This is a genomic window from Bacillus sp. SD075, from assembly GCF_017355165.1.
In the GTDB taxonomy this organism is placed as follows: domain Bacteria; phylum Bacillota; class Bacilli; order Bacillales; family DSM-1321; genus Peribacillus.
Window position 1 is genome coordinate 29,755 of sequence record NZ_JADILK010000007.1, and the last position, 14,519, is coordinate 44,273.

Here is a 14,519-nt window from a genome sequence, read left to right on the forward strand (position 1 = left end):
GAAATCCTAATTAGCTGATTGAGTCTATAAGTAGGGACGTATGTTCCACCTCGGCTACCGTTATTTAAAATGGTCAACCAGAAATATAAACTGGACCAAAGTGAGGATGTCAGCGAATGGACGATTATTACACCGTATTTAATGCTTCCTACAGATGGAGATGGTGTAGAACTAAGTGGGAATGGTGCGGAGAAGTAATCCACTTCTCCCCAATGCTTGTTGGCAAGCAGGTATAGGTGTCAATACACCAACCAATGTAGCCCCGGGATTTATGTATATATATTTGCTTTTTGCTATGCGTATCCCTAAAAGGAATGATTAAATAAAGAAGCGACTTTATCTTTTAATTTCGCACTTCCTAATTGATTTTTTTGTGAACTTTGCTTTGAACCTTTAGCGTATAATCAAGCCACTTAACCTGCAAGAGTTCGATGCCGGAGCCTTTTCGAATCCATTTTTAGGTGCAATGGTATGTGCCACGATTATCCAACTACTTCCACTGCGGTCTCTCTTCAGATAAATTGCACCATTCACTTTACACTCTCACCACGACACTTTGCTTTGGTTAGTTATTTGTTAACTAACCATCATTTATTGTATAAAAGCCCTCCTTAATGCTAATAATTTTTTTAGAGTTCTTTTTGTTAAGGGGCAAATTAATGAAGAATATAGTAAAAGAAATTGAATCCAAGTTTTCCAATCACGACGATTTTTTCATCGAAGAAGTGCTAGTAGATAAAACAGCAATCTATCTTATTGGATTTAATACGCTAGTTGAGTTACCTAAATCTAAACTATATATTCAACGAATAGCAGCTTCGTCCACTTCAGTAAAAGCCCTCTTCTTAAACCTGAGTGATCAGATTGACGTAGATACAGAGCAAATAGTTAAAGCTATTTTAGAGGGGGAATTAGTAATCCTTTTAAAAGATGGCACACGGAATGCCGTTGTGGACCCTATTGCCCAAAATCTGAGGAGTAGCATTGCCGAGCCTAAAAGTGAAAGTCCTATACAAGCCTCCATGGATGCATTTGGAGATGATATTAATATCAATGTTGGGATGATCCGAAAAGGGCTGAACACTGAACGTCTGTGCAATTGTTCCTATCAAGTCGGTGAGCTGGATAAGCGAAAGGTATCAATGCTCTACATTAAAGGAAGAGCACCTAATATCCTCGTTGAAAAGGTCAACCAGCAGTTAAAGCAAATTAAATCAGACATTGAAACCATTGATGATCTTAATAAGCAATTTGGACAACGCAGGTTGAGCCCTGTCAGTCATCTATTCGCTACTGAACTGCCGATTCAAGCCATCCATTCCTTAAAAAAGAACAGAATCGTGCTGTTTTTGGATAACTTTCCCTTCGCGCTTGTTTTTCCAAATCTAATTTCGGATATGATTAGGAGTGAAAATGATCGCAATTTTCCATTTGTCCTGGCATTTATGCTTAGAATTTTTCGAGTAATAGGAGCTGTAGCCACGCTGATACTTCCTGCTTTATATGTTGCTTTGGTGTCAATTAACCCTGGAATATTTAGAACAGATCTTGCACTGTTTGTCGCAAAAAGTAGGGAGGGCATTCCTTTATCGGCCTTTCAAGAAACCATTTTAATGGTGGTTATAGTTGATTTAATACTAGAAGCGATCAACAGACTCCCTAAGAGCGTGGGCCCCTCTATTACAATGGTAGGGGGAATCATCCTGGGACAGGCGATGGTTGAAGCAAAACTAGTCAGTAACTTGTTAGTCATTGTAATCACTGCTGTTGTAATTGCAAGTTCGGCAGTGGTCGGAATGCAGAATTCTTTGTACATTCGTTTTTTAAAATATCCCATTTTAATTTTAGCATCACTTTTCGGTATTTTAGGTGTATGGACTGGTTTTATTTTCACGGTAATATATTTGTCGAGTTTAACATCCGTTGATATTCCTTATCTAAAGTTTCATATTGAACAAGAGGGAGAAACAAAGTGATGCAACGGTTACAAATTGGAATCGTTTTCATTCTTATACATTTAAGTTTTGGGTATTTGGTCTATCCCGATCTCATTTATGGGTTAACGAGAACAGCACATTGGGAAGTAATTATGTGTCAAAGCCTTCTGCAATTGATATTAATCTGGATTTACATAAAAGGTTTGAATTATTTTCCTGAAAATGACGTCATTGATATTTATTTAAAAATGGGAAGATGGGTGGCGTTTATCTGTCTTACCCCATTTGTAATCAACATTATTGCGTTAGTTGCGTTCAATATACGGCTACACACTGAAGTCATTATCTCCGTATTTTTGCCTCGGACACCTTATTGGTCGATATTGATATTGTTATTTTTCATTTCGGTTTATACAGCTATAAAAGGTTTAGGTACTATTTTACGTTCTTCTTTTTTAATTTTCTTGATTGTTATTCCCTTAGTGGTATTTAATATTTTTTCTTCTGTTATCAATTTTGATATACATAACGTTACGCCGGCCTGGAATTTACCTGCCAAGTCCTTGTTAAATATTAGATTTTTCTACATTTTGGGATTTTCATCATTTTTATTTTTGGGATTTATGGCCTCTAAAACAAAATTTTCATTTCGCCAACTTTTTCTAGCATGTGTTAGTGTAACGCTTTTTTTTCTATCTGTAGTGTATGTACCGTTATTTATATTTGGACAAGAAACGGTCGTTACACTGCCCCACCCTTTTTTGGAAGCTATGGATTCAATTGACATTAGTTGGTTTTCGTTCAACAGACAAACAATGTTATTCGGTATATCGTTGGTTGGTTTAGTGATAGTGGCTAATTCAGTTATGCTTTGGATAACCGGACAAATCATGCGGAAAATATTTAAATTTCGGGTAGTGAAATCTTCTTATTGGATTATTACTTTTTCAGTAATCTCTTTTGTTTTGGCGTTATTGGTTCCAAACCAATCTTTGGTTGAAAAATGCTTTATATGGAGTACAGGTGCCCAAGCTTATTCTATGATTGTTATCCCATTTACCATTTTCATCTATGGTTTTTTATCGAAAAGAGGTGTGTTAGGGCGTGAAAAATAAAAAACTCTATAAAATATTGATCATATTCATGTCAACAATCATGCTATGTGGGTGCTGGGATATTAAAGATATAAATAAGCGCTCCATTCCTTTAGTCATGGGAATTGCCAAGGATAATGATGAAGAGTATAAAATAACATTACAAATCCCATTGCCGAAAAATGATAAACAAATCTCGAGAAACGTAACAGGGAAAGGCGAAACTATTGCAAGTGTACTTGGACAAATTCGGACAAACTCTGAAAATGCGGTTGATTTCTCACAAATACAATTAATTGTCATCCAAAAAAACTTGGCAAATAATCAACAGGAGTTAAGGGACCTTATAAAGTTTTTAATGGGTTCAGAAGAAATTCCGTCAAGAGCGTTGGTAGCCATTACAGATGATAATGTCGAAAATGTGTTATCAAACATTAACGATAAATTAGGTGTCAATGCTTCTTCTATATATGATTATTTTAATAAAGGGGCTGGCTGGGCACCAGAACTCTTTAGTACCCCAATTTGGGAAGTGTATCGAAGCCCGTTTCTATCCACAAAGGATATTACTGTTCCGGCTGTCCGTTCCGGAAAAGATACAGTATTAATTTTTGAAGGCTCAGAAATTTTGAAGAAAGGAAAAATTGTTGAAAGAATTAGCCCGGAGGAAAGTCAATTAATTAATGTGTTCCAAAACAAGGATATAAAAGGAAAAATAGTGAGCCTAGGTTTTGCCAATATTATGGTCACAAAAAGTTCAATCCAAAATAAAACATCAATGAAAAACAATAAACCGCTAGTGTCAAGTGACCTGAATTTAAAAATATATATTTTGGAAAGAAAAAAAGGAATCACAAATAAAAGGATTAAAAAGGAACTTGAAAATCTTACTGAAAAGCAATTTTTCCATTTACTTGAAAAGACACAAAGAATCCATACGGATATTTTTGGATTTGGACAACAATTTCAACATTTGATTTCTTACCAAGAACTAAAAGACTGGAGGAATGAATATTACCCCAAATTGAGAGTGAATTTTAAGGTACATGCTAATTTGGAGTAAATAAAAAAAAGTTTGGTAGTTGGATTCCAAAATGAACCGACTCATGATCATATAGTCGATGCTGTGTCATTGCATTCACAAAGCTAAATGAAATCACCAAAAGGCAGAGATATTAAATCGTTAATTTCAGGTCGAAAGGGGACATAAAAGGGAGGTTACCAGATGAGTTATTTTATCAATTTGAATTTCGCATGATTATTGCCTCAATATCCTAATCAGAACTTAAGTTGATGCAACAATATTAATATCCACCTTAAAAACAAGTAAGGTGGTGTTTCTTTAGTCGAGTTGTATTCATGAGACAAATAGTGTTTTGATAACGGTGTTGGCGGTAATGAAGGCTATCATGGCAACGTTGCATTTTCATCCTTATACGCTAGTAAGATATCATCTCCTGTTTGAAATCCAGTTGTACTGATAGTCAATTCTTTCTTTCAATTTCTTGGAAAGTGATGGACTCTTTTTCGTTTAACCTCGTTATTTTTATGGATTAAAAGCATGATTCATTATATAGTGGGGTGGACATGATATCATTGGAATTGATGAGCTGGTTCTTGATGGTGAAATGAACAATATACGTCTTTAACGAATCGAAAACTTTCCCTTCCTAATTATTTTCATTATTAAAATTCGAATGATTCTATGGAACTTATGGATACTGTTCCGCTTCACCCTCCTCATTTCCTCCAATTTTCCTTGCGAATTATTGATTCTTCTATAGATCTCGTATAAAAAATCCCTTCTGCTTACGTAAGCTCTAGCATCTTTGTATTTCGTACCAAAAACTGAAAACTACCTTCATTTTCTCATTCAATGATGGCATACTTAGGGAGAAATTGACGAAAGTCCATATATTCTCCTTTCTATAGCTTAAACTATAGATATATTGAATTTTTGTATTGGAATTATACATTATCTCATTTATAATTTTAAAAAAAGATATTTCGGAATTTTTTAAATAAAGGAGAAAATATGTATACTAATCCGACTTTAAAACATTGGAATGGAAGAATTGATTCACAATCTGACATGGACAGCTTCAGATACCACCAAAGAGTACGTTTGGCATCGATTTCGGAATTAGCCATCTCTTCCAATGCCTCAAGGACCTTTGGATTGATTGGTTTCAAATGTGATGAAGGCGTCAAAAGGAATAAAGGCAGGATTGGTGCTGCAGAGGGTCCTGATCATATTAGGCAGTCATTGGCGAAATTACCCTGTCATTTACCTTCTCAAACCGAGCTGGTGGATGCTGGCGATGTTATATGTGTAAGGACAGAGATGGAGGCGGCCCAATCACAACTGGGATCAGCTGTTGCCGGGATATTGGAGAGTAAAGCGATTCCTATCATACTTGGGGGGGGACACGAAACCCTGTATGGTCATTATCTTGGGATTAGGAAATCCATTGAACCGAAAGCTAGATTAGGGATTATTAATATTGATGCTCACTTTGATATGAGGCCTTATGAAAAAGAAAGTTCATCAGGAACGATGTTTAAGCAGATTTTGGACGAAGATCAAAGTTGTGGATATTTATGTGTCGGAATTCAGAAGCAGGGGAATACGAAGGCACTGTTTGAAACCGCTAAAAGAAGTAAGGTCGACTACATATTGGAAGAAGATTTGTCATGGAACGAAATGGATGAAACCAAGCGGCGGATAAATCAATTCGTCAAGGAAAATGACTACATTATTCTTACATTATGTACGGACGTTATTGATTCAGCTTACGCACCTGGGGTAAGTGCACCATCCCCGTTTGGACTGGATCCGAAATTGGTCCGTGCCATCATTAGGCATATCGTATCGAATGAAAAGATCCTCTCCTTTGATATCTCGGAAGTGAATCCTTCGTTGGACGAAAATAATAAAACCGTTACATTGGCAGCACATTTAATAAATGAGGTTTTGCTGCATTTTAAATAATGAATGGACATGGAATAGGGGCAACTTCTCCAATTTGGTTTTCCTAGAAGAGCGTACCTTTCATTACCGACTGTTGGGACTTCCCTCCATGCTATCTCCATAATCAATTATCAGTTATGAAGCGAAAAGCCTTTGACAGTACCCCAGACTGTCCATGAATCATACATGGACAGTCTTTTTATGCCTCCTTTATAAGAGAAGTTAAGACCTTCGTTCGAACTAATCCTTAGAAGTATAAAGGAACTTCCTTGCGGCCTCACCATTAGAAGATTAACCATGACTTTTCCAAAGTTCAATACTGATACTTGTGGGTTTTTGGTTTATAATAACAATCATCTAGCCTTTTGAGGAGGGATTCCATGAATGAATATAAAGTAACGGTCAGGAATGGCAGTACCTTAATTTTGTCGGAAATCATTAAAGCTGAAGATGAAAGAGAAGTCCTTGGCACCCTTTTGATTTCCAGCGAATTATTTAATCAACCATTTACTGATATCAGGATTTTAGAACGCTGATTTGTGACTGCCCGTTCCATTTGATACACTGTAATAAATCTTAATACGGTGGCGATATTATGTGTGGACGTTTCACCCTTTTCACTGATATTGAAGAAATAAAAGAACGGTTTGATATTCAAGGATCATTTGATGGAGAATACCAATTCAGCTACAATATTGCTCCCTCCCAATCCGTGCTCTCCGTCATTAATGACGGAGTAAGGAATCGACTTGGATATCTTCGGTGGGGACTCATTCCTTTCTGGGCAAAAGACGAAAAAGTGGGCTGCAAAATGATCAATGCCAGAGCGGAAACCATTGCTGAGAAAGCAAGCTTCAGGAATGCGTATAAGAAGAAGAGATGCTTGATAGTCGCTGACTCTTTTTATGAATGGAAGAAGACACCAGAAAGAAAAATACCGATGCGAATAAAACTGAAGAACCATGCTCCATTTGGAATGGCCGGTCTCTGGGAATCCTGGAAATCTCCTCAAGGCATCAGCATCTATTCGTGCTCCGTTATAACAACTGTTCCTAATGAGCTAATGAACAGCATTCATGGCCGCATGCCTGTCATCCTAAAACCAGAAGATGAAAAAGATTGGTTGAATCCTTCCATTAATGATCCTGCATATCTGCAACAGTATTTAAAGTCATTTGATTCGGAACAGATGGAAGCATTTGAAGTGTCGACTGATGTGAACTCGCCTAAAAATAATTCACCTAACCTAATTCAACAAATTTGTTGAGAGTTCATTAGACCTCTCAGAATGTAGAGAAACTCGATGAAGATCGAGTTTCTCTACATTTTTTTTATGGTTTTACAATTTGAACGTTGCCTCCAGGCACTCGCTTTTCCCTCAGGAGTCTCGCACACCCGCTCCGACCGATTTAGTTTGTAAGGAGTGCATGTGAAACACTTTAAAAATTAACCCTTGCGAAAATAGACAAAATGCTGTACTGTTATATTTGCTTTTCAAAACGACTCTCGATGTTACGAACTCAGGCAAGTTCCAGCGTGGTACTTTTCTGGCAGGCATCGTAATTTTTGATAAATTATATAATGAAATCTTCTTATCAAGAGAGACGGAGGGACTGGCCCGAAGATGTCTCGGCAGCGGACTTAAATGGAGTGCTGTGCCAAATCCAGCAGGCTGATTTTCGCCTGAAAGATAAGGAGGGTGTTTTTTATAAATTAAAAGACCTCTTCTTGTTGTTAAATAGAAGGGGTCTTTTTTATGCTAGTTTTTTGCTATAGCTTCATGACTGGATAATCAGGTAGGTTCAAATTGGAGTTATTTGTGAAAACTGTTAATAGAATAAGAGCTGTGACACATGTCGCGGGAAAAATAAAAAGAGGTGTACATCATGAGTGCAAACACTAAAGGGAATCCGTGGGCATTGATCCCATTTGTCGTATTTTTAATTTTATTTATAGGGTCCGGAATCATCACTAAAGATTTTTATTCATTTCCAGTGATTGTAGCGATTTCAATTGCTTCAGCAGCTGCCTTGGCAATGAATCGGAAAGAAACATTCAATCATAAGGTTGATATCTTCTGTAAAGGTGCCGGGGATGCCAATATTATGTTAATGGTTATCATTTTCCTTTTAGCCGGCGCTTTTGCCGAAGTTGCAAAGGGAATGGGGGCAGTTGAATCCACAGTTAATCTTGCCTTAGCTGTTTTTCCGCAAAATCTATTAATGGTAGGTATTTTCATTATCGCATGTTTTATTTCTTTATCTATGGGTACAAGCATGGGAACGATTGTTGCCCTAGCACCTATTGGGGTGGGAATTAGTGAGCAAACCGATATTTCGCTTGCCTTTTCAATGGCGGCCGTTATTGGCGGTGCGATGTTTGGGGATAACCTATCCTTCATATCAGATACGACAATTGCTGCGGTTCGAACGCAGGGAACGAAAATGAAGGATAAGTTTAAGGTGAATTTTTTCATTGTTCTGCCTGCGGCCACCATCACATGTGTCATCCTTGGAATTTTAACAATGGGCGAACAAGCCGACATCTCTCAACATTCTTATAATTGGGTGAAAATCCTTCCATATCTTTGCGTATTGATCACTGCATTGGCAGGAGTCAATGTGTTCCTGGTCCTTACCATCGGAATCGTATTTGCCGGAATTATCGGCTTGGCTGATGGAAGTTATCAACCGTTGGGCGTCATTCAAAAAATCGGGGAAGGGATGGCAGGAATGTATGAAATCTCTTTCCTTGCCATTTTAATTGCAGGCATGGTAGCTGTAATCAAGCATAATGGTGGAATCGATTACCTTCTCCACCTCGTGACCCGAAACAGCAAAACAAAAAAAGGGGCGGAATTCAGCATTGCCGGGCTTGTTGGTTTGACTAACCTTTCCACTGCAAATAACACAATTTCGATTATCATTGCCGGGCCACTTGCCAAAAATATTGCTGAAAAGTATGGGATTGATCTACGTAAATCGGCGAGCTTGCTTGACGTTTTTGCCTGTTGCATCCAGGGGTTGATTCCATATGGAGCACAACTGCTTGTTGCAGCAGGGGTAGCAAAGATTTCTCCGATAAGCATCCTGCCGTATTCATATTACCCAATACTAATTGGATTTTGTGGAGTCGTTGCCATCTTGATTGGTTATCCGAGATTTCAGCTGGAAGATGAAACGAAGAAACGTACTTCTTAAAATGAGAATAATCATGAAAAAACACCCTGGATCATTGGATGCAGGGTGTTTTTCTGTATGGGTGGAATACTAAAACATAAATTTCCAGAAGTCATCATCGCTCTCATGTTAGTATAATAGCTTCTCAGTGTTCAGGAACTGATCAAGGCCGTATTCATCTGAACTAAGCTTTTGGTAAACAATTTATTTCCTAACCAAAATAACTGCTTAAATCCGTTTCATAATTGATATTGGTTGTGTGTGCGACATATATCATGAATAGAGGACGACTCCAACTAAACCGGAAAGAATAATTACATAGGCTGGGTGCCAGCGTAATTTCATTAGGGCAAATAACGATAATCCAAAAACGAGTAATAAGCTTATCGTATGCCATGAAAAGTTCAACGCTATCATATGGTTGGATAGTGCTAAACTGATCGCTGCAAAGAGGATTAAACTAGTGACAATGGGTCTTAGTCCATAGAACATGGATTGAATAACTGAGTAATGATTCAATTTGCTGAAGGAGGTGGCTATAACGGTTACGAATATAATGGCAGGAAGCAAGATTCCGACAGCAGATGATATGGCTCCTGCAAATCCAGCAGTAGAATAGCCAACGAGAATGGCACTATTAGCGGTGACAGGTCCTGGGGACATCCCGGAAATGGCGATGATATCAGTAAATTGCTGCGTCGTCATCCATCCATGCTTTGAGACTTCCGATTCTATTACGGGAATCATAGCGTATCCGCCTCCAAACGATACGAAGCCGATAATAAAGAAGGTGCTAAACAATTCCCACAATTCCATCATTCTATCACATACTTTCTTCAAAATTAGTTAGACCCTTTTTTGTTATACCTATATGCCAGCACCCATGAAAGGTTCGAAATCATTTTCTTCATTTCCTATATCTTTTCTGTTCATCTTGACATCATAACCTAATTTTCTCTTAATGGAGATGGTCACAATACCGGCTACAGCTCCTGCTAATATAACCATTACAGGGTGAAGAAAGAAGAGGACGGGAATTCCTACTATTAAAATACAGAAAGTTGATTTGTCTACAACAGCCGTTTTTCCTATCTTGATAGCCGCAAAGACGATGATCGCTACTATGGAAGCTCTGATCGAAATGAATGCGGATTCTACCTTCGGATTATCCTGAATGAAAAAATACAAAATGCCCAGGAGCAGAACAATTAAAAAGGTAGGTAATGAAACACCGATCATGGCTGCCATTGCCCCCTTTATTCCGGCAATTCGATGGCCGATAAAGGTGGCGGAGTTAATGGCGACAGCTCCCGGTACGGACTGAGATAACGCAAAAACATCCGTAACTTCTTCGCTTTTCATCCATTTTCTTTTTTCGACCACTTCATTTTCGATTAATGGGATCATCGCAAACCCGCCTCCGAATGTGACAGGTGCTATTTTAAAAAAGGTCCAAAATAATTGGATTAGTGTTTTCCATTGTCCTTTCATTGACATCAGTCACTTCCTTTGCATGCTTTGTTTAATTCTTATCATTAACATATCAAAGAAAAAGGGCTGGGTAAATTGCAACAAAATCATCGGGTATAACAAAACGTTATACCCAGAAGATTTATCCGTTTTATAAAGAATGCCGCCAATAATTGAATAGCCTTGGAATGTATCATTTCACCATTTACCTAATGATGCTATCATTTTAATAAACTATCTAAAAACAAGGAGGTCATTTTCTTGAAATTGGAAAATCTGAAAATGTTTTGTTTAGTGGTGGATGAAGGAAGTATAAGCCAGGCAGCGAGGTTAAGTTTCCTATCACAGCCTGCTGTAACAAGGCAGATCCATCAACTGGAAAATTATTTATAACACTTTGTTATTCGACCGTGAGGAAGGAAGGCTGAGAGTTACAGAAGCAGGAAAGCTGTTATACCCTTTTGCAAAAGCCATAGTAAATGACTTCAACCATTCAAAAGAAGTGATTCAGCAATCGACGGGGAAGTACAATGCAAATCTCATAGTAGGGGCTTCCTTGACTATCGGTGAGTATTTATTGCCGAGCTTGCTTGGGAGATTCAAAAAACAACAGCCAGAAATAAAAGTGACATTGACGATAAAAAATACCCCCCGAGTTCTGGAGGATCTTTCAAACGATGTCATTGATTTGGCCTTGGTGGAAGGACTTGTGGAAAACACCGATTTTATTGTAGACAAGTTCGCCGAAGATGAATTGATATTGGTATGTCCATCCGACCATCCATGGAAAGACAAAAAAGAAATTCAGCTAGAGGAATTGGGAAATGAAAGGATGATTTGGCGTGAATCCATTTCCGGAACACGGCTTATCGTAGAAAACATGTTAATGGAGCATGGGGTTTTAGAAAAAATAGAAAGCTACATGGAGATTGGCAGTACACAAGCGATAAAAAGTGCGGTTGAAGCTGGACTTGGAATCAGCATTTTGCCTAGGTTGACAGTGGCTAGAGAATTGGAGCAAGGCTTTTTGCGGGAAGTGGATATATACAGAATAGATATGGCAAGAAATTTATGGCTAGTCAGAAAAAACAAGCGTTTTAATAAAATAGGGTTGTCTAAATTTGTTGATTTTCTTCAATAAGGATGGGCTGCGCCTTGGTACTATTACAATTGGCAGAGTTTTCAGTTTCGTGGTTAACGGCGTGGCCCCGGCAGCAAGCAAAAGTCATGGTAAATTGAATATACCGCATTGATTATAAAAGCTCTTCCTACCGGGAGGGGCATTTTGTATTTGGTTGTTCAGTATTCGACAAACAAACATTAGTATGGAAACAAGGAGTTTTTATATAAATAAAATTGAAGTTACCATTAGAAACAGGAAATATACTTAATGGCAAATTAATTATAAAATAAATTCATATTATTCGAAAAAATATAAAAATAGAAAGCTTACTGTTTCAACTTAGAAAGGGGTGTGAAAATGTCTAAATATTGCCATTAGCTGAAGAGGAAAACATTGCCCTTCTGTCCTATACAGGCGGGACAACAGGTACACCCAAAGGCGTCATGCATTCCCAGAAAGGGCTTGGCGCCGCCATACTTTCTGCAGCCATCGAAGACCCGCTGGACGACCGTGACCGGGTATTGCTAAGTACGCCCATTGTCCATTCAGCGGGTTCATTACTTTGGAGATCCCTTGTTTCGGGCGTCCATGTCTATTTGATGGGCTCATTCGACGCTGCAGCATTCATACAGGCGATAAAGGAACATGAAATCACGACGACATTCATGGTACCGACAATGTTATACAGGCTCCTTGATCAGACAAAGAAGATGGAATATGATATGGGCTCCATGCGCAACATCTTCTATGGCGCGTCACCAATTTCTCAAAAGCGCCTTAAAGAAGCTTTTGAAGTATTCGGGCCTATCATGCGCCAGCAATACGGCATGACAGAATGCAATATTGTCATTACCAGACTATCGAAGAGCGCTCATGTATGGGCTTATCATAACAATTCGGAGGTTTTGAAAAGCTGTGGGAAACCGTGCATTCTTACCGAAGTTCGACTGATTGATGAAGATGGAAATGATGTAAAACCAACCGAGATTGGAGAAATTATCGTAAAATCACCAGCCATGATGGTAGGCTATTATCAAAGACCGGATCTTACCCAAGAATACATCCGTGATGGCTGGTTCTACACTGGGGATATTGGCAAATGGGATGAAAGCGGTTACCTGTATATTGTAGATCGAAAGAAAGATATGATCATTACAGGCGGGATGAACGTATATTCTTCAGAAGTGGAGCGAGTGGTGAACCAGCACCCTTCTGTTGCATTAAGTGCCTGCATAGGCGTTCCCCATCCAGATTGAGGAGAAGTAGTGTGTGTCGTGGTATCACCGCGAGAAGGTTCGGACTGTACTAGTGAGGAATTAATTGATTTCTGCAAACAAAGAACCTCTAAGAATATGGTTCCTAAAGTAGCCTATATTCTTGATAAGTTCCCATTAACGCCGATTGGAAAAATAGATAAAAAAGAATTAAGAAAGATGTTTTCACAAGGAATTCTAACCATTTAGGTGAGGCGGAACAAGTGTATCATAACAGACTTAATTTCAACATTGAGGCCTACAGAAAACTAGAGAATATAAGATAGACACAAATTATTTTAAGTTTCATCATAATTCATATATGAATAGGGAATTTAGGTATATATTCCTAAAAGAATATTTTCGCACCAGAACCCTAAATAATAAAAAGACGACTCCAATTTCATGAAAATAAATTGGAGTCGTCTTTTTTACTACTAAATCAAATACCACTAAAAAAACGAAAGTTCTCAGTGGCCTCAATTTTTTCAAGTGTGTATTTTGATTTTAACTTTTAGATCCCGTTTGATGATTTAATTTTTTAACTCCTTCTTGAAGGGCTGGCAAGTAGATTTCTAATAATTTCTTTTTATCTGTTCGGATGACCTGAGTAGAAACATTTACTGCGGCTATTGTTGCCCCCTGCCAATTGATAATGGGCATTGAAATGGAGCGGAGTCCTTCCTCTAGCTCTTCATCACCTAACGCATAACCCCGTGACCTGGTCATGGCCAAGTCTTCTTCGAATTTTTCATAAGTGGTGATTGTATTTTGGGTAAAGGCTTCGATATTGGTGATTCCCCAAACTTTTTTCCTCTCGTTTTCGGGTAACCAGGCAACAAGTGCTTTTCCTAATGAGGTTGCATAATAAGGCAACCTTGAACCGACCTTCAAATTTGCCCCGACGATCCTTTTAGCTGCATTCACTCTGGAAACATAGACAACTTCCGCACCATCCAGAATGGCCAGATTTGTTGATTCCTTTATAGTGGCAGAGATAGATTCCAAGATTGGTTGAGCAAGATCCGGTAGATTTAATGTTTGTAAATAATGGACCCCTAAATCCAAAACCTTAGGGCTGAGTTGAAATCTATTGTCTTCTATTAACCTTAAATAACCAAGGTCGACAAGGGTTAATGCAAAGCGTCTAACTGTCGCTTTATTAATGCCTGTCCGCTCTGCAAGTTCCCGAAGCGAAAGACTAGCAGAACTTGAATCAAAAGCTTTTAACACTTCAAATCCTTTTGCGACTGATTGGACGAAATAAGATGATTGTTCCGTTTCATTATCCATTACGCACATCCTCCTAAAAATAAAGAAAATATATAGTAATTGTTAGAAAAAATAAACAATTAGGTTGACTTCTTAACAAAAGATAATTATGATTATCCCAAGGTTCACTATATGTACAGGTTATACGCATAGTGTACACCTATAGTTGGATTTATACAACTCTTATTTTTAATTTTTTTCATTGATTATGTAAGGGATT

General features: G+C 38.1%; 14 protein-coding genes and 1 riboswitch. Of the genes, 11 read left to right on the forward strand and 3 right to left on the reverse strand.

Annotation, left to right across the window (positions count from 1 at the left end):
- Nucleotides 1-659 precede the first annotated feature (659 nt).
- From IOC57_RS07490 to IOC57_RS07520, 7 genes are all read left to right on the forward strand, one after another.
- Nucleotides 660-1,976, forward strand: coding sequence for a spore germination protein (locus IOC57_RS07490; RefSeq protein ID WP_207438130.1), 1,317 nt, complete (start codon nucleotides 660-662; stop codon nucleotides 1,974-1,976).
- Nucleotides 1,976-3,052, forward strand: coding sequence for a GerAB/ArcD/ProY family transporter (locus IOC57_RS07495; protein ID WP_207438131.1), 1,077 nt, complete (start codon nucleotides 1,976-1,978; stop codon nucleotides 3,050-3,052). The genes IOC57_RS07490 and IOC57_RS07495 overlap by 1 nt, the downstream gene beginning before the upstream one ends.
- Nucleotides 3,042-4,094 carry a Ger(x)C family spore germination protein gene (locus tag IOC57_RS07500; protein ID WP_207438132.1) on the forward strand — a complete coding sequence of 351 codons (1,053 nt, stop codon included), beginning with the start codon at nucleotides 3,042-3,044 and terminating at the stop codon, nucleotides 4,092-4,094. Before IOC57_RS07495 ends, IOC57_RS07500 begins: the two co-directional genes overlap by 11 nt.
- Nucleotides 4,095-5,066: 972 nt before the next feature.
- Entirely contained in the window at nucleotides 5,067-6,023 is a 957-nt protein-coding gene (gene hutG, locus IOC57_RS07505; RefSeq protein WP_207438133.1) for a formimidoylglutamase, read from the forward strand.
- Between the two features lie 359 nt (nucleotides 6,024-6,382).
- A complete protein-coding gene (locus IOC57_RS07510) occupies nucleotides 6,383-6,538 on the forward strand; it encodes a hypothetical protein (protein ID WP_153246094.1) in 156 nt (51 codons plus the stop codon).
- Between the two features lie 59 nt (nucleotides 6,539-6,597).
- Complete coding sequence (locus IOC57_RS07515; protein ID WP_207438134.1) at nucleotides 6,598-7,269, forward strand: SOS response-associated peptidase; 672 nt, start codon at nucleotides 6,598-6,600, stop codon at nucleotides 7,267-7,269.
- 322 nt (nucleotides 7,270-7,591) lie between these two features.
- Nucleotides 7,592-7,699: riboswitch (SAM riboswitch) on the forward strand.
- Nucleotides 7,700-7,888: 189 nt separating this feature from the next.
- Nucleotides 7,889-9,202: a Na+/H+ antiporter NhaC family protein gene (locus tag IOC57_RS07520; protein WP_207438135.1), complete on the forward strand. Its 1,314-nt coding sequence runs from the start codon at nucleotides 7,889-7,891 to the stop codon at nucleotides 9,200-9,202.
- Between the two features lie 252 nt (nucleotides 9,203-9,454).
- Here the strand turns inward: IOC57_RS07520 and IOC57_RS07525 are convergent, their stop codons facing one another.
- Both IOC57_RS07525 and IOC57_RS07530 read right to left on the reverse strand, forming a co-directional pair.
- Nucleotides 9,455-10,021: a chromate transporter gene (locus tag IOC57_RS07525; protein ID WP_286184617.1), complete on the reverse strand. Its 567-nt coding sequence runs from the start codon at nucleotides 10,019-10,021 to the stop codon at nucleotides 9,455-9,457.
- A 27-nt stretch (nucleotides 10,022-10,048) separates the two neighbouring features.
- Nucleotides 10,049-10,678: a chromate transporter gene (locus IOC57_RS07530; RefSeq protein ID WP_286184618.1), complete on the reverse strand. Its 630-nt coding sequence runs from the start codon at nucleotides 10,676-10,678 to the stop codon at nucleotides 10,049-10,051.
- 234 nt (nucleotides 10,679-10,912) lie between these two features.
- Here IOC57_RS07530 and IOC57_RS26300 point away from each other — a divergent pair, with 234 nt between their 5' ends.
- From IOC57_RS26300 to IOC57_RS26490, 4 genes are all read left to right on the forward strand, one after another.
- A complete protein-coding gene (locus IOC57_RS26300) occupies nucleotides 10,913-11,044 on the forward strand; it encodes a LysR family transcriptional regulator (protein ID WP_309487685.1) in 132 nt (43 codons plus the stop codon).
- A 4-nt stretch (nucleotides 11,045-11,048) separates the two neighbouring features.
- Complete coding sequence (locus IOC57_RS07535) at nucleotides 11,049-11,792, forward strand: LysR substrate-binding domain-containing protein (RefSeq protein ID WP_309487686.1); 744 nt, start codon at nucleotides 11,049-11,051, stop codon at nucleotides 11,790-11,792.
- A 350-nt stretch (nucleotides 11,793-12,142) separates the two neighbouring features.
- Nucleotides 12,143-13,030 (forward strand): class I adenylate-forming enzyme family protein, encoded by an 888-nt coding sequence (locus IOC57_RS07540; protein ID WP_207438136.1) that lies wholly within the window; start codon nucleotides 12,143-12,145, stop codon nucleotides 13,028-13,030.
- Nucleotides 13,031-13,039: 9 nt separating this feature from the next.
- Nucleotides 13,040-13,237 carry an AMP-binding enzyme gene (locus IOC57_RS26490; RefSeq protein WP_207438137.1) on the forward strand — a complete coding sequence of 66 codons (198 nt, stop codon included), beginning with the start codon at nucleotides 13,040-13,042 and terminating at the stop codon, nucleotides 13,235-13,237.
- 297 nt (nucleotides 13,238-13,534) lie between these two features.
- On the opposite strand, the gene IOC57_RS07550 is transcribed toward IOC57_RS26490, so the two are convergent.
- On the reverse strand, nucleotides 13,535-14,320 hold the full coding sequence (locus IOC57_RS07550) for an IclR family transcriptional regulator domain-containing protein (protein ID WP_207438138.1): 786 nt from the start codon (nucleotides 14,318-14,320) through the stop codon (nucleotides 13,535-13,537).
- Nucleotides 14,321-14,519 lie beyond the last annotated feature (199 nt).